The 18656-nt window shown below is 72.2% G+C and carries 15 protein-coding genes; 6 read left to right on the top strand and 9 right to left on the bottom strand.

Annotation, left to right across the window (positions count from 1 at the left end; all coding sequences use genetic code 11):
• Window positions 1-34: 34 nt before the first annotated feature.
• Window positions 35-1324: a citrate synthase family protein gene (locus tag WMF28_RS08415; RefSeq protein ID WP_437601587.1), complete on the top strand. Its 1290-nt coding sequence runs from the start codon at window positions 35-37 to the stop codon at window positions 1322-1324.
• Window positions 1325-1342: 18 nt separating this feature from the next.
• Here WMF28_RS08415 and WMF28_RS08410 read toward each other — a convergent pair whose 3' ends face one another.
• The gene (locus WMF28_RS08410) at window positions 1343-3184 is read right to left on the bottom strand and encodes a potassium transporter Kup (RefSeq protein ID WP_437604228.1); all 1842 of its coding nucleotides are present in this window, start codon (window positions 3182-3184) and stop codon (window positions 1343-1345) included.
• A gap of 160 nt (window positions 3185-3344) precedes the next feature.
• On the bottom strand, window positions 3345-4013 hold the full coding sequence (locus WMF28_RS08405; RefSeq protein ID WP_437579221.1) for a UdgX family uracil-DNA binding protein: 669 nt from the start codon (window positions 4011-4013) through the stop codon (window positions 3345-3347).
• Between the two features lie 147 nt (window positions 4014-4160).
• Here WMF28_RS08405 and WMF28_RS08400 point away from each other — a divergent pair, with 147 nt between their 5' ends.
• The 4 genes from WMF28_RS08400 to WMF28_RS08385 all read left to right on the top strand — a co-directional run bounded on the left by WMF28_RS08400 (window position 4161) and on the right by WMF28_RS08385 (window position 9872).
• Window positions 4161-4895, top strand: coding sequence for a TetR/AcrR family transcriptional regulator (locus WMF28_RS08400; protein ID WP_437601586.1), 735 nt, complete (start codon window positions 4161-4163; stop codon window positions 4893-4895).
• 447 nt (window positions 4896-5342) lie between these two features.
• Window positions 5343-5726 (top strand): hypothetical protein, encoded by a 384-nt coding sequence (locus WMF28_RS08395; RefSeq protein ID WP_437601585.1) that lies wholly within the window; start codon window positions 5343-5345, stop codon window positions 5724-5726.
• Window positions 5727-5911: 185 nt separating this feature from the next.
• Window positions 5912-6562 (top strand): hypothetical protein, encoded by a 651-nt coding sequence (locus WMF28_RS08390; RefSeq protein ID WP_437601584.1) that lies wholly within the window; start codon window positions 5912-5914, stop codon window positions 6560-6562.
• Window positions 6563-6716: 154 nt separating this feature from the next.
• On the top strand, window positions 6717-9872 hold the full coding sequence (locus WMF28_RS08385) for a CheR family methyltransferase (protein WP_437601583.1): 3156 nt from the start codon (window positions 6717-6719) through the stop codon (window positions 9870-9872).
• Between the two features lie 5 nt (window positions 9873-9877).
• Here the strand turns inward: WMF28_RS08385 and WMF28_RS08380 are convergent, their stop codons facing one another.
• From WMF28_RS08380 to WMF28_RS08370, 3 genes are all read right to left on the bottom strand, one after another.
• Window positions 9878-10243, bottom strand: a complete 366-nt coding sequence (locus WMF28_RS08380) for a gamma-glutamylcyclotransferase family protein (RefSeq protein WP_437601582.1) — start codon at window positions 10241-10243, stop codon at window positions 9878-9880.
• The gene (locus tag WMF28_RS08375; RefSeq protein ID WP_437488538.1) at window positions 10240-10596 is read right to left on the bottom strand and encodes a response regulator; all 357 of its coding nucleotides are present in this window, start codon (window positions 10594-10596) and stop codon (window positions 10240-10242) included. Before WMF28_RS08375 ends, WMF28_RS08380 begins: the two co-directional genes overlap by 4 nt.
• 484 nt (window positions 10597-11080) lie before the next feature.
• Window positions 11081-11467 carry a response regulator gene (locus WMF28_RS08370; RefSeq protein ID WP_437601581.1) on the bottom strand — a complete coding sequence of 129 codons (387 nt, stop codon included), beginning with the start codon at window positions 11465-11467 and terminating at the stop codon, window positions 11081-11083.
• 508 nt (window positions 11468-11975) lie between these two features.
• Between WMF28_RS08370 and WMF28_RS08365 the strand changes: the two genes are divergently transcribed.
• A complete protein-coding gene (locus WMF28_RS08365; protein ID WP_437601580.1) occupies window positions 11976-13685 on the top strand; it encodes a B12-binding domain-containing radical SAM protein in 1710 nt (569 codons plus the stop codon).
• A gap of 10 nt (window positions 13686-13695) precedes the next feature.
• Here the strand turns inward: WMF28_RS08365 and WMF28_RS08360 are convergent, their stop codons facing one another.
• The 4 genes from WMF28_RS08360 to WMF28_RS08345 form a co-directional block, all read right to left on the bottom strand.
• Window positions 13696-15135 carry an adenylate/guanylate cyclase domain-containing protein gene (locus WMF28_RS08360; protein WP_437601579.1) on the bottom strand — a complete coding sequence of 480 codons (1440 nt, stop codon included), beginning with the start codon at window positions 15133-15135 and terminating at the stop codon, window positions 13696-13698.
• On the bottom strand, window positions 15132-17141 hold the full coding sequence (locus WMF28_RS08355) for a hypothetical protein (protein ID WP_437601578.1): 2010 nt from the start codon (window positions 17139-17141) through the stop codon (window positions 15132-15134). The genes WMF28_RS08360 and WMF28_RS08355 overlap by 4 nt, the downstream gene beginning before the upstream one ends.
• A complete protein-coding gene (locus WMF28_RS08350) occupies window positions 17138-17356 on the bottom strand; it encodes a Franean1_4349 family RiPP (protein WP_437601577.1) in 219 nt (72 codons plus the stop codon). Before WMF28_RS08350 ends, WMF28_RS08355 begins: the two co-directional genes overlap by 4 nt.
• A gap of 116 nt (window positions 17357-17472) precedes the next feature.
• A complete protein-coding gene (locus WMF28_RS08345; protein ID WP_437601576.1) occupies window positions 17473-18582 on the bottom strand; it encodes a geranylgeranyl pyrophosphate synthase in 1110 nt (369 codons plus the stop codon).
• Window positions 18583-18656: the final 74 nt, after the last annotated feature.

Below are 18656 nucleotides of genomic sequence, written 5' to 3'. Positions count from 1 at the left end.
CGACGGGATCTGGAGCTGACGTTGATGGACCCTCATGGTTGATCTACCTGAATCGGAGCAGCGGCCTTCGGCGTACGTGACCGGCGCCGAGGCGGCGGAGCTGCTCGGCGTGAAGCGGGAGACGCTCTATGCGTATGCGAGCCGAGGCGTGCTCCGGGGCGTGCCCGGCGGGCGAGGGCGCGCGCGGCTCTACCTGAGGGCGGACATCGAGCGGCTCAGGGCCCGGCATGACGCGCGCGCCGGCCACGGCCCCGTCGCCGCCGAGGCGCTCCGGTGGGGCGAGCCGGTGCTCGAGTCGGCGCTCACGGCGATCGGCCCGCGCGGGCCCGTCTACCGGGGCAAGGAGGCGGTCGCGCTGGCGCTCGAGGACGTGCCGTTCGAGGCGGTCGCCGAGCTGCTGTGGACCGGCGAGCTGCCGGCGGAGGGCGCGCCGGCGGCGCGACCCGGCCGGCTGGGCGTCCGCCCGGCGAAGCTCGCGGCGCTCCTGCCGGAGGGCGCGCCGCCGTTCACCGCGCTCGCGCTCGTGGTGCCCGCGCTCGGCGCGCACGACGCGACCCGCCACGTGGGCGCGCCCTCGGGCGACGGGCGCATCCCCACGAGCGACGCGGAGCGCGCGCGGGCGCGGGCGCTCGTGCGATCGCTCGCGGCGCTCGTCGGCCTCGGGCGGGAGGCGGGCAGGGCGACCGCCGCCCTCGAGGCCGAGGGGACGGCGCGGCGCCTGCTCGTCGCCCTCGGCGCGAACCCCACGAAGAAGGCGGAGCGCGCCGTGAACCGGGCGCTGCTGGTGTCGGCCGATCACGAGCTGAACGCCTCGACGTTCGCGGTCCGGGTGGCCGCCTCCACCGGGGCCGACCTCTACGCCTGCGTCAGCGCCGGGCTCGCGGCGCTCTCCGGCCCGAGGCACGGCGGCGCCAGCGACCGGGTGGAAGCCCTGGTCGCCGAAGCGAGCCGGCCCGAGCGCGCCGCCGCCGCGGTCCACGAGCGGCTGCGCCGCGGCGAGCCCATCGCCGGCTTCGGGCACCGGCTCTACCCCGAGGGCGACCCCCGCGCCCGGGCGCTGCTCGACACGGCCCGGGCGCTCGCGCCGCAGAGCGCGGCGCTGCGCACGGTCCTCGCGCTCGTCGACGCGCTGCGCGACGCCGGTCACGACCCGCCGTCGCTCGACGTTGGCCTCGTCGCGATCGCCGCAGCGCTCGGCCTGCCGGCCGGCTCGGCGGCGGCGCTCTTCGCGGTGGGGCGCGCCGCGGGGTGGATCGCCCACGCGTTCGAGCAGCGGGAGGCCGGGTACATGCTGCGGCCCCGCGCCCGGTACACCGGGCCCTGATCGCCGCGCTGCCGCGCCCTAAAAATCGACCTGCATGCCGAGCTCGACCACCCGGTTGGGCGGCAGACCGAAGTACGCCGTGGCCGGCCGCGCGTTCCGCGAGATGAACGCGAACAGCCCCTTTCGCCACCGGGACATCTTCGAGCTCCCCGTCGTCAGCAGCGTCTCCCGGCCGAGGTAGTAGCTCGTCCGCCCGAGATCGATGTGGAGCCCGTGCCGCTTGCACCCCTCCAGCACCGACGGGGCGTTCGGCGTCTGCATGAAGCCGTAGCACGCCGTCACCTGGTAGATGCCCTCGCCCCGCGGGATCACCGTCATGCGCCGCTCCGCCGGCACCTCCGGCACGTTCAGCACCTGGATCGAGAGGAGCACCACCTGCTCGTGCAGCACCTGGTTGTGCTTCACGTGGTGCAGCAGGATCGGCGGCGTGCCCTCCGGGCTCGACGCCATGAAGACCGCCGTCCCGCGCACCCGGTGCGGCTTCACGCGCTTCACGTCCTCGAGGAACGTGTCGAGCGGCAAGATCACCGACCTGATCGCCGCGGCGAGGTGCTTGCGCCCCGTCTTCCACGTCGTCATCACCGTGAAGATCGCCGCCCCCATCACGATGGGCACCCAGCCCCCGTGGAAGAACTTGGCGCTGTTCGCCACGAAGAACGCGAGATCGATCACCAGGAAGAGCCCGGCCAGCGGGAGCGACTTCCAGAGCGGCCAGCCCCACGTCTTCCGCGTGACCACGTAGTAGACCACCGTCGTGATCCCCATCGTGCCCGTGACGGCGATGCCGTACGCGGCCGCGAGCGCGCTCGAGCTCTTGAAGGCGAGCACAAGCACGAGGCACGAGATCAGGAGCCCGCTGTTCACCTCGGGGATGTAGATCTGCCCCGCCTCGTCCTTCGAGGTGTGGATCACCGTGACGCGCGGGAAGTACCCGAGCTGCACCGCCTGCTGCGTCAGCGAGAAAGCCCCGGAGATGAGCGCCTGAGACGCCACGACCGTCGCCGCGGTCGCGATCGCCACCGTGGGGTAGAGCGCCCACGACGGGACCAGCGCGTAGAACGGGTTCGCCGCGGCGGCGGGGTCCTCGAGGAGCTTGGCGCCCTGACCGAAATAGTTGATGAGCAGCCCCGGCCAGACGATCGTGTACCAGGTGTACTTGATCGGCCCGCGGCCGAAATGACCCATGTCGGCGTACAGCGCCTCGCCGCCCGTGATGCAGAGGACGACCGCGCCGAGGATCAGGAAGCCGTGCACGTTGTTCTCGGCGAAGAAGCTCACGGCGTAGGTCGGTGAGACGGCCCGGAGCACGCCGGGGCTGTGGAGGATCTCCTTGGCCCCGAGCAGCGTGAGCGCCATGAACCACACGAGCGTCACCGGCCCGAAGATCGTCCCGACGCCGACCGTGCCGCGCTTCTGCACGAGGAACACGGCGAGCAGCACGGCGCACGTGATCGGCACGACGGCGGGCCTCAGCGTCGACGTCGCGACCTCGAGGCCCTCCACCGCCGAGAGCACCGAGATCGCCGGCGTGATCACGCCGTCGCCGTAGAGGAGCGCGGCGCCGATGAGGACGAGGAGCACGAGGAGGCCACGACCATCGCCCTTGCGCTCGCTGTTCGGGACGAGCGCGAGCAGCGCGAGGATGCCGCCCGCCCCTTCGTTGTCAGCCCGCGTGATGAACGTCACGTATTTGACGGTCACCACCATCATCAGCGCCCAGAACATGAGCGAGAGCACGCCGAGCACGTTCTGCGGCGTCGAAGCGACATGATGCGGGCTGATCGGGCTGAAGCACTCCTTCATCGCGTAGAGGGGGCTCGTCCCGATGTCGCCGTAGACGACCCCGAGCGCCGCAAGCATCAGCGGCCACGTCTTCTTCGGGCTCGCTCCGTGAGCGCCCTCGGCCGGCGCAGACGCCGCGGGGCGCTCTGAGCCCGGGGCCGGTTGTGGGCTTGTCGTCATGGGGCGCGGATCCTACTCCATCGCGAGCGCCCCCCGCGAGGAGGCGGGGCGCGCGGTCTCAACCGAGCGCGCGCGCCGCCGCGGTGAGATCGTCGATGAAGCGGGAGAGCTCGGCTTGCCTGGAAGCCTCGTCCGGCATGCGCAGGATCGACGCGGGGTGCACGGTCGCCAGCGTGCGCGGCGCGAGCGGCGAGGCGACGATCCGGCCGCGATCGCGCGTGACCCTGAACGAGCTGCCGAGCAGCGCCTGCGCCGCCGTCGCGCCGAGGCATACGACGATCGCCGGCTGCACCGCCGCGATCTCCGCGGCGAGCCAGGGAAGGCACGCGCGGATCTCGCGCGCGTCCGGCTTCTTGTGGATACGGCGCTTGCCGCGCGGCTCCCACTTGAAGTGCTTGACCACGTTGGTCACGTACGCCCGGCGCCGATCGATCCCCGCCGCCTCGAGCGCGCGATCGAGCAGCTGCCCCGCCGGGCCCACGAACGGCTTGCCGGCCAGATCCTCCTTGTCGCCCGGTTGCTCGCCGACGAGGAGCACGTCCGAGCGCGCCGCGCCCTCGCCGAACACCGTCTGCGTCCCCCGCTCCCAGAGCGGGCACGCCCGGCAGCCCGCGGCGGCCTCGCGCAGGCGCGGCAACGAAGGATCGCTGGGGACCAGGGCCGCCGCCGTCGCCTCGCCGGCGCCGGCGTCGCGCCCTGCTGCATTTCGTCTCGCCACGGTCGCCATGGATTTCCCTGGAGCATCGCGCGTGCCACCCGCGCCGCGCCGCGCTCGAACGCGCCGCGTCGCGAGGAAGCGCGACCGAGCCGTCTTGACGGCTCCTGGTGGCCTTCCCATAGTGCCCAGGTCCCTCGAATTGACCCACCAGTCAGAATGCCCCGACTCGCCGATCGCCGCGCCAGGATCGAGTTGCTCCGCGCCGCCGAGGCGGCCTTCACCGAGCGCGGCCTGGCCGCGGCGCGGGTCGAGGACATCACCGAGCGGGCCGGCGTCTCGAAGGGCGCTTTCTACCTGCACTTCCACAGCAAGGACGACTGCTTCAAGCAGATCGTCGAGACCTTCATCGCGCGGCTCGCGGGGTGCGTGGAGCTGCCGCTCATCGCCGTCGAGGGCGTCGATCGAGCCCCGGTGAGCGAGTACTTCAAGCGGCTCCTCGCCCACGACATCGAGGTGCTCGAGTTCTGCTGGCAGAACCGGGCGCTCCTCAAGATGATGCAAGCGGGCGGCGGCGGGGCCCCCTACGCCTACCTGATCGACGAGTTCGCCCAGCGCGTCGCGTGCCTCGTGGAGAGCCGCGTCCGGTACGCGATCGACATCGGCCTCTACCGGCGCGACCTCGATCCGAGCGTCATCGCGGCGCTCATCTCGGGCGCCTTCGATCGCCTGGTCCGCAAGCTCATCGACGCGCCCTCCAGGCCAGACATCGCCGACTGGTGTGCGCAGGTGCTCCAGCTCTTCATGCAGGGCCTGCTCACCCCGGAGGCGCGCGCCGTCGCTGACCTGCCGGTCACGGAAGCGCCGCCGCGCAGCGCGCGGCAGACCGCCGGCTCGGCTCCCGCATCAGGGCCGGGTCGCGAGCGCCGGCGCTCGAAGGCCAAGACGACCTGAGGCGCGCGCCGCCTGCCCGCGGCCCTCGGCGACGGCTGCGGTGCGCGCCGACCGCGGGTCGTCGTCAACCGGCGACGGTGAGCCGAGCCCGCCGTCGACCGCTACGGTGCCGGAAGTAAGGAATTACCTGAACCAGCACGCGGATCCCCGGTTCAATCACGGCAAATGTACAGGAAATCCCTGACTAGTGATTCCTCATTGCCCTAGCGGTCGGCCGAGCTGCAGGTGAGGTAGAGCTAACGGTCAACGGGGACTTCGGCCTCGGGACAGTGAGGGGGAGGATCGGGGAGTCGGAGGGAAACCGCCCGGGCGCCCCGGAGGAGCGCAGCCTTGGGGGAGCGGTCCTGATCGTTCGACCGCGCCATGGTGACCATCGCGCGCTCTGGCCGATAACAGGCGCTCTCCGGGCGGTTCTCCGCAGGGGAATGGGGCTGTCGAGGGGGCTGTATGAGCACACGATCGGGTTGCGACAGACGGTTGATCCAGGAGCTGATCCGGCAGACGTGCCGTTCGCTCCAGTGGCGCGCCGACACGGAGAGGTCGATCGCGGACAGGATCGAGGTTGCCCTCGCCGAGCACGCGCTCCACGTCTCCACCCCGGACGTCGACCTGCGCGTCCGGCTGACCCGGGACTTCGCGCTCGCCATCGCGATACGCGTGCTCTCCTTCGGCGACGACGCCGAGGAGTCCCTGTGCAAAGCCCTCTTTCAGGACAGGTCGCTCATGGCGGAGCTCGTGAAGTCAGAGTGGCAGCTCGTGCGCACCGCCTGCAGGACGGCCGAGCGGACCGCCGGGAGGCTGGTGCTGCTGACGACGGTGCCTGAGGCGTGACGCGGAGAGCAGGACGCGCCCCCGGAGCTCGCGCGGAGGACTCACGGCGGCGGACCGGCGGGAACGTGACCCAGCGGCGTACTCGCATGCTCGACCCGGCACCACGGCGCGCTGACCCCTGGAAGCTGCTGTCAAGAAGAGCGAGGAACACCGCATGACGCGGCCAGGCCCACGAGGCGATGCAGATGGCGTCCCAGACCACCTACAGCATCTACGTTCGCTTCCGGGGCAGGCGGCTCGCGCTCATGAAGCACATCCGCTCGCTCGAGACGGCGCGCGCCTCGCTGCGGGCCCTGCGGGCCGAGCGGTTCCACGACGCGGATCAGGTGTTCCTCGTCAACGACGCGACGAAGCAGGTTGTCGACGAGCAGGGGTGGGAGGACGACCGGGAGCCCAGCGCGGACCGGGAGCTCAGCGTCAGCCTCCGCATCGGGGCCGATGACCAGCGCGGGGAGCGCGCACACGAGGCGGGGAGCCAGGCGGATCGAGCGCTGCGGGAGGCGCGCGAGGCCCCCGCGCCGCGCGCGGCGCCCGCCGAGCACGAGGCGCGGGCCGAGGACAAGGCGCGGCGCGAGCCGCCCGAGAGGAGGTCGCCGAGGGTCGAGAGCCCGGAACCCCCGCGCACACGTCTGCGCCGCGCGATGGCGGCAGCCCAGGTCGCCCGGGCGCGTCACGACGCCGCGCTGGAAGCCATGACCAGGCTCCAGCCCAGCGGGAAGATGGATGAGAGGACGCTGATGAGGCTCAATGACTCCGCCCGCACGGCGTCCGACCGATCGGCGCACGTCATCGAGCAGCTCGAGCAGCTCCTGAAGCGCCTGGAAGGGGCGCGCTGAGCAAGGTGGGGTGGCCGCCAGGCGCCGTGTCCGGCGCTCCGCGCCGGCGAGGACAGGCACGTTGACCGATCGCTCGCAGCAACCCTAGCTTCGCCCCTGTCTGCTCCCGCGGCAGCGAGACGCCAGAGAGAACGCTTAACCGTTCAAGCCAACAATGCCGGAACAGAAGAAGTCACGCCGGACGCAACTCAGAGCACCGGGCCACAGCGACGCCGCGCCCCATGCCGGCAGGGCGGCTGCGCCGAGGCGCGCGCCGGACCCGCTTCAGGACGCCGGGGAGGAGGCCGCGGCGGGCGAGCCGCACGCCGGGAACGAGCGGCGCTTTCCGGTCGTCTGCGTCGTCGCGTCGGCCGGTGGACGCGGCGCGATCGCGGAGCTCCTCCGGCGGATGCCGAGCAGGGACACGAGGCTCTCCCTCGTGCTGAGCTACAGCGCAGATCCTGGGGAGATCCCGGTCCTCGAGCTCGCGGCGCAGAGCAGCCCGCTCCCCGTGACCGAGCTTCGACCAGGGGCGAGGCTCGTGCCAGGTCACGTCCATGTCCTGCCCCCGGACACGCGCGCGACGCTCGACGGCTTGCGCGTCGAGCTCGCGCCGCGCAGCGAGGGCGACCCGAGCCCCGCCGATGCTTTCCTGCGCTCGCTCGCGATCGAGCTGGGGTCGAGCGCGGTGGGCGTCGTGCTGTCCGGCGTCGGGAGCGAAGGTGCCCTCGGGCTCAAGGATGTGAAGGCGGAGGGCGGGGTCACGTTCGCGGAGGATCCGCGCACCGCCGAGCGGCCGGCGCTCCCGCGCAACGCCATCGCGGCCGGAGGCGTCGACTTCCCCCTCAGCGTCGAGGCGATCGCGGCGGAGCTCGTGAGGATGGGCCGCCCCGGTCGCGCGCTCACCCCGTGGCTCGCGCAGGGCACATCCCTGGGGGTGGACCCGGATCTCGGCAAGCTCTTCAGGCTGCTTCACGCCGCGATGGGCGTGGACTTCAGCCACTATAAAAAGAGCACGCTGAAGCGCCGCATCCAGCGTCGAATGACGCTCCACAAGCTCGCGGCCCTGCAGGAGTACCTCGATCAACTGAGAGCTGACCCGGACGAGCTCGCGCACCTCTACCAGGAGCTCCTCATCAAGGTGACCACGTTCTTCCGCGATCCGGGCGCCTTCGCCGCGCTGAAGACCCACGTGTTCCCGGTGCTCATGCACAAGAGGCCGCAGGACTCCCCCATTCGCCTCTGGGTGCCGGGCTGCTCGACGGGCGAGGAGGTTTACTCTCTCGCGATCTCGCTGCTCGAGTTCCTCGAAGCCGACGCGAGCGACAACGCGGTCCAGATCTTCGGCACCGACCTGAGCGAGGCCGCCATCCAGCAGGCGCGCGCCGGGATCTACATCGATAGCATCTCGTTCGACGTCTCGCCCAGCCGGCTGCGCCGCTTCTTCGTCAGGGTGCACGGCGGCTTCCAGGTCAACAAGGCGGTCCGCGACCTGTGCATCTTCTCGCGCCACAACGCCGCGGCGGACCCGCCCCTCGCGAAGCTCGATCTCATCAGCTGTCGCAACCTGATGATCTACCTGGAGCCGAGCCTGCAGCGCCGGCTGCTGCACACCTTCCACCAGGCCCTCAAGCCCACCGGCTTCTTGCTCCTCGGCTCCTCCGAGAGCATCAGCACGATGTCCGACCTGTTCGGGGTCGTGGACAGGACCCACAGGATCTTCTGCAAGCGCGCCGCCTCGGAGGCGACCTGCGCGGGCGGCCTCCCCGCCGCGCCCGCCCTCCCCGCGCTGGAGCCCGCGCCCGCGCTGGAGCCCGCGCCCGCGCTGGAGCCCGCGCCCGCGCTGGAGCCCGCGCCCGCGCTGGAGAAGGAGAAGCCGCGCAGCCCCGAGGGGCTCATCATGGACGCGGTGCGCAAGGAGGCCGACGCCATCGTCATGGCGCGCTACGCCCCCGCCGGCGTGGTGGTCGACGAGGAGATGCAGATCGTCCAGTTCCGGGGCAAGACAGGGCCCTACCTCGAGCCGGCGCCGGGCGACGCCAGCCTGCACCTCTTCAAGATGGCCCGGGAGGGGCTCCTGCTCGGCCTCCGGGCTGCCATCGACGCATCGATGAACTCGGGCGCGATGGCCCGCAAGGAGAAGATCAAGGTCCGGCAGGGAGACAGGCGCCGGGACGTCGACGTCGAGGTGTGGCCGCTCAAGGTGCGGCTCCCGCAGGGGCGCTGTTTCCTCGTCGTCTTCTCCGAGTCGGGCGGGCCCAGGCTGGATCGGCCGGGCGACGATCCGGCCCAGAGCGATCCCCAGAAGGATCTGGAGATCGCCCAGCTCCGCAGGGAGCTCGTGACCACGAGGGAGTACCTCCAGTCGCTCATCGATGAGCTGGAGGCAACGAACGAGGAGCTCCTCTGCACGAACGAGGAGCTCCTCGCGAGCAACGACGAGCTGCACCGGATGAACGACGCGCTCGAGTCCGCCCACGAAGAGCTCCGGTCGGCGAACCAGGAGCTGACGGCCATCAACGAGGAGCTCCGCAGCAGCAGCGTCGCGCTCGGGCTCGCCAACGACGATCTGCGCAACCTCCTCGGCAGCATGAACATCCCGGTCCTGATGCTCGACGCGGACCTGCGGATCCGCCGCGTCGCCGGCGCGGCCGACAAGCTGCTCGGCCTCGGCGCGAGCGACGTGGGCAGGTCGATCCTCGAGGTGAAGCCGAGGAGCGCGGCCGACATCGCGCCCGTCGTCGCCGAGGTGCTCGACACGAGGAGCACCGTCGAGCGGCAGGTCGAGGATCGCGAGGGGCGCCTCTATCTCATGCGAGCGCGCCCCTTCCGGACCACCGGGAACGAGGTGGACGGCGCGGTGATCTGCTGGCTGGAGAGCGACGCGCCGAGGCGTGCCGGGCGCGAGCTCGCGGGCGCGCGCGATCGCATCTCCGCCGTCTTCGAGGTGCTGCGCCACCCGTTCCTCCTGCTCGACGGCGAGCTCCGGATCCGCGCGGCCACCCGGCGGTACTGCGAGCTGTTCATGGTCCCGCTCGGGGACATCGAGGGGCGGCCCCTCTCGGCCATCGACGCCGGGTGGAACACCCCGCAGCTGGAGCTGCGGCTCCGGGACGTCCTCCGCCGCAGCGCCGCGCTCGTCGACTTCCGCCTCGAGGCCGTGCTCGCGCACGCCGGGCGGCGGACGCTGTCGTTCTCCGCCTTCCGGCTCCAGGCCGACGAGGGCGAGCTCCCGGCGTTGCTGCTCGTCGTCGAGGACAGGACGGGGCCCGAGAAGGACGAGCCCCCTCCGCCGGGGCTACGGCCAGCGCGCCGCGCCGGCCCCGACTGACGCCCTCACCGCCGCCGCGCCCGCCAGTCCCCCGAGTCGATGCGGGGACACCCCAGCGCCTGGCCCGCGGGCATCAGGTACGCCTCGCAGGGCGCGCCCCCGTCGAGCTGGATCGGCTCGCGCCGGAAGAGATCGGGGCAGCCCTCGTAGACGTCGAGCGAGGCGAGCGTCTCCCGATCCGGCTCGTAGAGCTCCCCGAGGACCGCGTTCGAGCCGCCGCGCACGAGCGCCGGGTAGGCGCCGAGGTCGGCGAGCTCGAACGACCGGGCGGTGCGGGCGCCCCCGAGGTAGCGCGCGCGCCCGAGCAGCCCGTGCGAGCGCTCGCCCCGCATCAGCGTGCCGTAGACGAACAGGCGCAACGGCGCCGTCACCGGCAGTGCTGTTCGACCGCGGCGAGCAGCTGCTCGAGGTTGATCGGCTTCTTGAGGAACTGCGCCGCGCCGAGCGAGGACACGAACTCGTCGCGGCCTGTCGCCGAGATGATCACCACCGGGATCGACGCGAGCTCCGGGTCCTTCTTCTGCTCTGCCCTGAACTGCCAGCCATCCATGATGGGCATCATGAGATCGAGCAGGATGAGGCCAGGCCTGGGATCCGTTCGAAGCGCGCTGAGCGCCTCGCCGCCGTGCGCCGCCGACGCGACGGCGTAGCCCTCCTCTTGCAGGAGCTCGGCGAGGGTCTCTCGAATATCCGGATCATCATCGACAACGAGGATCCTCTTCAAGGGAGTGGCAGGCACGGTGCATCAACCACTATGCGAAAGCCTGACGTCACGGCGAAACAGGGAAAGCCCTGAATCCCTGCTCGGGGTCCGCTTGATCAGGCCTGTTCTGCGAGGAAGGGGGCGCATGAAGGTCTCTCTGCGGCAATGGGCGCCTCGGAGCGGAGCCCGCTCGATCGACGCCCCTCACGCCGTGGACCCGCGTGGAGTCGACGGTCCTCAAGCCGGACGGGTCAGGCAGGAGGGGTTCGGGCGTGCGCATCGTGCTCGATCGTCGGAGGTCGAGCACGAGATGTTACAGCACGGTCGCGCTCCGGCGAAGCCGCTCTCTGTCCGATCTGCGGCCTGCCAGGGTGAGCATCGCGCGGCTCGGTCGCGCTCCACCAGGTCATGAGCCTGCGATCGTACCACCGGCGCGGTGGTGCGCAGCAGCGCGGCCCACCGGAACAGCGGCGCGAGGCGCGCGGCGCGGCTCGAGCGGGCAGCGTCAACCTTCCTGGCCCGCGGCGCCGAGCACCACCCTCGAAAGGGTGCTCAGCAGCACATCGATGTCCACCGGCTTCGGGATGAGCGCGGCCGCGCGCAGCCGCTCGGCGATCGCCTGCATCTCGTGGGGCAGGCGGGCCGAGAAGATCATGAGGGGAGAGGGCGTGCCGAGCCCCTCGATCTCGGAGACGAACCGGTCCGTCGTCATGCCCGGCATCGTCAGATCGAGGAGGACGGCGTGGAAGCGTCGCTCCGCGAGCGCGTCGAGCACCGCGCCCGCGGTCGCGGTCAGCTCGACCTCGTATCCTTCCAGCGTCAGGAGCTCCTGCAGCATTGCCGCAGTGTCAACGTCGTCCTCTGCAACCAGGATCACGTGCTTGCCACACATGGCTCCCCTCGGCTTTCCTCGGAAACGGGGGCCGCTGCGCAGGGCGGCGCGCCATCTTTCCTCCACGCACGGAGGAGCGACGCTCGACGCGACGCGAGCCCCACTGGCCAGCAGCCGGCGCAGCGCAGGCCCGCTCGACGACGATGACCGACCCGGCGTGACGAATCACCCGGGCGAACGGATCTGCGCAGTCCAGAGCGCTCGCCGCGGCGCGCCACGTCCACCCACGAAGCGCGCAACCCGACAGACCGCCGCACTCCGGCGATCCGGTACGTTCCTTTCCCCCTCTTTCGCCCCGGGCACTATGAAAGCCCGGACGCGCTCCGGATGCAACTCCGGACGCGAACGCCGGACGTAAGCCTGGTCGTAACCCCGCACGCCGCCGGAGCGGACGGGAGCGGGAGCAAACAGAGAGCGCGAACGGACTCCCCGACGGACGAGACACCCTGGTAGACTCCCATGGATGCCTGGCGAACGCCGCGTCGCGCTACTCGCGATGGAGTCAACCATGCCGGACGGTGGGGGAGCGCCGTTCAGCCATGGAATCCGTCGTGTCGAAGCTTCTCTGCTCGCCGATCCGGAGCTCGCCGGCGTGCCGATCCATGTGATCGACGCGCAGACGAGGGATCTCGACGCGTGGGTCGCGGAGGTCGAGACCGTCGACGCGGACGTGGTCGGCCTCGCCGCGCACGTCTGGTCCTTTCCCACGTTCATCGAGGTCGCGCGCCACCTCCAGCGCAACCGGCCGGGGCGCACGATCGTCCTCTGCGGTCCCCTCGCGCGCCCCGCGATGTTCGCGCTCTCGCCCTGGCGCGACGCCGCCGCCAGCATCGACGCCCTCGTGTACGGCAACGAGCTCACGTTCCGGAACATCGTCCGCCTGAGCGAGCGCTCCTCCGAGGCGCTGCGCACCGTGCCGGGGCTGCACGTCTTCACGGCCGACGGCTGGGTCTCCACGGGCGAAGCGCCTCACGTGGCGCCCGACGAGCTCCCCTCGCCGATCCGGATGAAGCTGCTCCCGACCGATCGCCTCGTCCCGATCGAGATCTGCCGCGGCGGCGTCATGAGCTGCCCGACGTGCGGCGCCTCGACGGGCGACGCCGGCGCCGGCGCCTTCTCGGAGGCCTACCTCGTCGAGGAGCTGAGCGCGCTCCGCGACGCCGGCGCCCCGGGCGCGCAGATCGTGGACGCCCCGCTCAACCTGAACGCCGAGGCGTTCCGGAACCTCGTGGCCGCGGAGAAGCAGGTCGGCTTCTTCAAGCAGGCGACGCTGATGGCGTCGCTCGATCCGGAGCACGTGCACGACGAGCACCTCGAGTTCCTCCACGGCGCCGCGCGCGTGTCCCTCGAGGCGCGGCTGCCGCCGCTCAACAAGGACACCGGCGACGGCACGCAGCGCCCCTTCCGGGAGTCGAAGTTCGCGAAGGTGATCGAGGAGCTCTCGACCTTCACGGACATCGAGGTGGACATCCTCCTCGGCCTGCCTGGCGACGGCCCCGTCACGTTCCGGCGCACGCTCGAGCGCGCGCGCGAGCTGCCGTGCAAGGTCCGCATCTTCCACAGCCTCGTCCTTCCGGACGACCTCATGACCCGCGCGCCCGCGTCGTTCGAGCTCCGCTTCGACCCGTTCACGCTGATGATGCGCTCGTGCCTCGGCTGGTCCGAGGACGCGCTCTCCCGCGAGCGCAGCCGCCTCATCGAGATGGCGTACCGCGAGGGTGGGGAGATCACGCCGGACATGTGGTCGTTCCCCGGGCCGCGCGAGATGCGGCGGCCGGCGATGCCGCTCGGCAGCGGCGTGGTCCCGCCGGGCGGGGAGATCCGGGTCGAGGGCGCGACGACGCTCGCGCCGGCGGGGCAGGATCTGCAGCGCGTGCTCGAGCTCGGGATCAAGGAGGCCACCTCCGGCGGGTGGACCTTCGTGGAGGCCTCCGCGCGCCCGGGCGAGATCGTCGTCATCATGAAGACGCGCGACGGCGCGCTGGTCGTCGAGATGCGCCCCGCCTCGCCCACGGAGAACGCCTACAAGGTCGTGGACGGCGTCGCGTTCGGCTACCGCTCGCCGCGCGGAGTGAAGATGAGCGACGGCGCGCTCCGCCTGCTCGATCGCGTCCTCCAGCGCCTCCACGCGCCGGCGCGCACGGCGCTCGGCCTGTCGACGCAGGACGGCGGCCCCGGCTCGGCGCGGGTGCGGCGCTTCCGCGCGACGCCCTCCTGACGCCGCGACGCTACTGCGCTCCTTCGCGATCCGTGCTCTGCCAGGCGGCGGGCGCCTGCGCCGCGTCGGCCCGAGGCGGGATCGATGCGATGGGGCGGGGCGTCGAGAGGAGCTGCTGCCGGAGCGCATCCAGGAGCGCCGGCGGGAGCTCCTGGTGGTCCACGATGTAGGGGTGGACCTGGCGGCTCTTGCCCCGGATGCTCAGGGCGCCGGTCGCCTGCGCCGGGACGCAGTCGTCGAGGTTCGCGTACGTCGCCTGGCAGATGATGATCTTGGAGCCGAGCTCCTTGTTGAACTGCTCGAGGCGCGAGGCCGTGTTGACCGTATCTCCGATGCAGGTGTACTCCATTCGCTGGAGCGACCCGATGTTGCCGGAGATGACGGTGCCGGTCGCGATGCCGACGCCCATCTTGATCTCGCCGCCGCCGAGGAGCTGCCGCTGGTTCATGCGCTCGAGGGCCTGCACCATCTCGATCGCCGCGATCACGGCGCGCTTGGGCGCGTCCTCGACCGAGAGCGGCGCGCCGAACACCGCCATCAAGCCGTCGCCGATGTACTTGTCGAGGGTGCCCCCGTAGCGGAACACGATGTCGACCATCTCCGTGAAGTACTCGTTCAGGAACGAGACCACGGCCTCCGGCTCGACCGACTCGGTGAGCGGCGTGAAGTTGCGGATGTCGGTGAACATCACCGAGACGTGCCGGCGCGTACCGCCCAGCTTGAGCCGCCCCGGGTCGGAGAGGACGAAGTCGACGAGGTCCTTCGAGAGGTACCGGCCGAGCTCCTGCTTCTCGCGCTCGAGCCGGAGGCGGGCCAGGGACTCGATCTCGGCGCGGAGGACCAGGTTGCGCGACATCCGCGCGATGATGCCGGCGACGACGCCCGGGAGCGCGATGAAGAGGACCTGCTGGCACTGGTCCGCGATGTTGATGGCGTTCTGTCCGTAGACGGACACCGGGCTGATCGGGATCGCGCCGGAGTGGACAGTGATCGCGAGCACGACCGAGTTGAAGAGGGCCGACAGCCCCGCCGAGTACAGGCACGCCGCGAGGCTGTAGCGGAAGCCCGACATCAGGTTCCAGAGCACGTAGACGGTCGCGAGGTAGCTCGAGAAGTACTCGATCATCCCCGAGTGGTTCCTCGCCGTCGCCAGCGCTGTGAGCGTCAGGAGCGCGAGGTCGACGAAGATGCTCACGTACTTGAGCCAGCCCGCGTAGGCGCCGGGGCGCAGCCGGAAGAACGCGTAGAGCAGGAGCGAGAAGGCGAGGTACCCGCCGATCTGGATCGCGAAGACCTGGTTCGCGGCCGGCGTGTTGACCGTCCACACGTGCGTGAACGTGTAGGCGGAGAGCAGCGCGAACACGAACCGGACGTGGTTCACGATCTGCTCTCCGCGCATCTCCTGCGCCTGGAGGATCCGCACGATCTCCGTCGATTTCTCGATGCTCATGCGCGCCGCTCTCCTCCGCGCCGCCGCCGGGACCACGCCGCGGCGAACCCGCGGGCGCACAGCGCGGTCGTCAGCGCCCTGCCCTGGTGGTGCCCCTCGCGGCCGTGCTTCATCGGCACCCGGTAGAGCGGCTCGGCCGGCCAGGAGCCGTCCACGAGCTGGTGCTCGCCGAGGTAACGCAGCCCCCGCTCCACCATCAGCGGGTCCGGCGACGACGTCATCGCCGCCCCCTCGAGGCACGCGGCCGTGCGGAGCGGCGTCCCGAAGCCGCCGTCGAGCCGCTGCGCTCCGAGCATCCGCGACAGGGTCGCGGCCTCGACCGCGGCGACCTCGGCGGCCCACCGCGCCTCCCCTGCCCTCTCCCGGTAGAGGCGCGCGAAGCGGAGGAACGCGAGGTCCGTGTACGACGCGTCGTAGAAGCAGGCGCCCTCGATGCCGCCCTCCGCGGCGCCGTCGAGCACGCGCCGCACGTTGGCGTCGATGAGCCGCGCGAACCGCTCCGCGTCGAACGACAGCAGGCCCGCGAGCAGGTTCAACCGGACCGCCGCGCAGTCGTCGCCGGCCCACGCCGCGCCCGGCGTGGTTGGCCCCGCAGGCCCGCGGTAGAACCAGGTCGGCACGACGCCATCCTCGCCCACGTTGGTCAGCATGACCTCGACCCACGTCTCGGCGCGGTCCCGGGCGGCACCCGTCTCGGCGACCAGCTCGAGCATGATCGAGAGGTCGTCGGCGTCCGGCGGGAGATCGCGGAACGCGCCGAAGTAGCGGAGCTCTCCGGCCGGGATCTCGTCGAGCAGCGCCGCGGCGTCGGCGCGGACGTCGCGCCCGACCTCCCCGATCTCGATCAGCGCTCTCAGGATCGTCGCCCGCACGAACCAGTGCCCGACGGGCTGCTCGCGCGACCCGAGCACGCCGAAGCGCTGCACTTCCCAGGACTCCGACCACGGCGCCGCCTCCACGAGAAACGCGACCGCCGCCTGCAGATCGGCGCCCGCGTCCTCGCGCGGCGCCCCGTCGCCCTGCGACCGCGATGGCCCGAGCGCCGCGCCAGCGTCGAGGAGATCGCGGAACGACATCAGCCCATCGAAGAAGCGGAGGCGCTCGCCAAGGGCGTCGACGAGCTCGCGCTGGGCCTCGGCGAGGCCGCGCTCGGTCGGGCGCGATCGAGGCGAGCTGGCCGCCGCCTCGCGGGCCGACGCGAGCGCGCCGCGCATGCGCGCGGCGAGCGCGGCCCGGTAGGGGCGGGTCGCGAGCAGGCCGTGGATCTCGCGGCGGCGCACGGGGGACGCGCGCTCGCCCGAGAGCGCGCGGAGCAGCGGAGGAGCGAGATCCGCGCCGCGCAACCAGAGCGCGAGGAGCGGCGTGAGCGTCGGCGCTGCGAGATCCGGCGCGGCCGGATCGAGCCAGAGGCGCCCGAGCCCGTCGAGCAGCGCGAGCGGCTCGGCCACGGCCTCTGCGAAGCGGCGCGCGGGCGCGAGATCGTCGCCTGCAACGAGCGCGATCGCCGTCCAGAGGGCGACGACCTCGCGCGAGCCGGCGGCGTCGGCGCGCCCCGTCGCGGCGTCCGGCCCGGCGCCCGCGACCACCGGGTTGCGGCGCCACGAAGCCTCCGCGAGCTCGGCCAGGTCGACGAGCCAGCGGCGCGCGCGCGCCTCGTCCGCGTGACGCGCGAGGAGACGCGCCGCGAGCGCGCCCCGCGCGAGCGCGTCCGGAGCGCCCTCGACGTCGCCGGCGGCCACCGCGGCGATCGCCACGGCGACATCACCGGCCGCGGCGGGCGAAGACACGCGGCCGCAAAGCCGGAGCGCCCAGCTGGCCCACGGGATGCCGTGCCCCGGCGGAGCGCCCACGCCGCGCGCGAGCGCGAGCGCCCCCCATGCCGTGTCACCGCGCCGGAGCGCCCCCGCCGACAGCAGCGCCGACCAGGAGCGCTCGCACACCCCCCTGTCGTCCGGGTCGAGCCAGGGCCAGACGGCGGTCGCCCCTGAGGCAGGGGACAGCGTCACATACCGACTCCGCCGTCACGCGCCGCGGTCGCGATGGCCGCATCGACCGCTTCGGGCGTCGAGGTCGCGGCGTCGCGGATGCGCTGGAGCGTCTCCGGTCCGACCGCGTACCCCTCCGCCTCGATGGTGCGCTCCGGATCGGCAAGGAGCTGCTGGCGGAAGCTCGAATCCACAACGGCACGACCGATGAGCTCTGCCTCTGTTTTCTTCGACATCACGACTCCTCGCTTTCTCGCTCGGGAGGCTAGGAGACCTCCAAACGGCTAGCAAGTACAAGCAGGCGCGTCCGCGCGTCCGCGCGTCCGCGGCGCAACCGCGCCCGCGCGCCGGCTCAGCGCGGCGCGCCGCCGCTCGCGACGGGCTCGCCGGTGAGCGCGCCGAAGAACGCGAGGAATACGCGCCGCTGGATCTCGGTCATGTACTGCCCGCGCCTCTTGCAGAAGCGCGCGGCTTCCGGCAGCCCGAGCGCCCTGGCAGCGACCTCGGCGCGAGCGAGCTCACAGCGCGCCTCGTCCAGGATGGCGTCGAAGCCGCCGCGCGCGAACAGCTGCGCGCGCAGGGCCGTCGCGCCGCGCCCCGCCGGATCGTGGCGCGGCTCGCCTCCGGCGAGGGCGGCGCCGCTCGGCTGAGGCTGTCCTTCATCCCTCGCTTCGACCAGCGCTCCGAGCCGAGCGAGCACGTACGTCGCGTTCCCGAGCGCGCGATCCTTCTCGGCGTGCAGCAGGTCCGCGAACAGCTGGTGCGCTGCGGCGAGCGCCGAGACGAACTCCTCGAGGGCCGCGAGGTGCTCGGCCTGCGACAGCGCGAACAGGGCCGCGGCCGCCGGGAGCACGAGCGGGCGCGAGCGGGCGAGCACCCGCCGGAACGTGGCGGCGTCGCGCGGACCTGCGCCCCGGTGCAGCCGCCGCTCGAGGAGCATCGCCTCGCCGTATCCCAGCCAGACCTCCTCGAAGAGGCCCCAGAACGGGCTCCCGCCGGGCAGCGAGCGAGCGAGCAGCGCCTGGTGGCGAGCGAACAACGCCCCGGACAGGAGCACCGCCGCGCCGGGCTCGCCGACCCCTTCGTCCAGCAGGTCGTCTTCGATGCGGACGTGGAGGTACCCGACCGCCGCCGCCTCGGCGAGATCGACAGCGAGCGGCGGAAGCGCCCGCGATCCGGCGTCCGGCCCGGGCGTCGCCCCGCCGGGCCGCGTCGCGACCCAGAGCGGCAGCTCGAGCACCGGAAGCGCCGTCGGGTGGGAGAAATAGCCCTCGCCCGGCTCGCCCTCAAGGAGCCTGAGGCGCGCGGCGAGCGCGTCGAACAGCGCGCCGAGCTCGCCCCCGAGCCGGCCTCGGAACGACGTGAGTCGCCTCAGCACCTCGGCCTCGAGCCGCGGCACGACGTCGCCGACGTCACCCTGCGCGCTCTCGCCTCCTCCCCCTGCCCGGCTGTCCTCGCTCATCCCACCTCTGGCCGGCGCGGCGGCGCCGTCTCGGGCGACGCTAGCACGAGCAGACTCGTCCCAGGGGCGGGCGC

Origin of the sequence: Sorangium sp. So ce590 (assembly GCF_051521365.1) — a bacterium.
Lineage (GTDB): Bacteria > Myxococcota_A > Polyangia > Polyangiales > Polyangiaceae > Sorangium.
The sequence above is the reverse complement of the archived record's forward strand: the minus strand, read 5'-3'. Positions and strand labels throughout refer to the sequence as shown.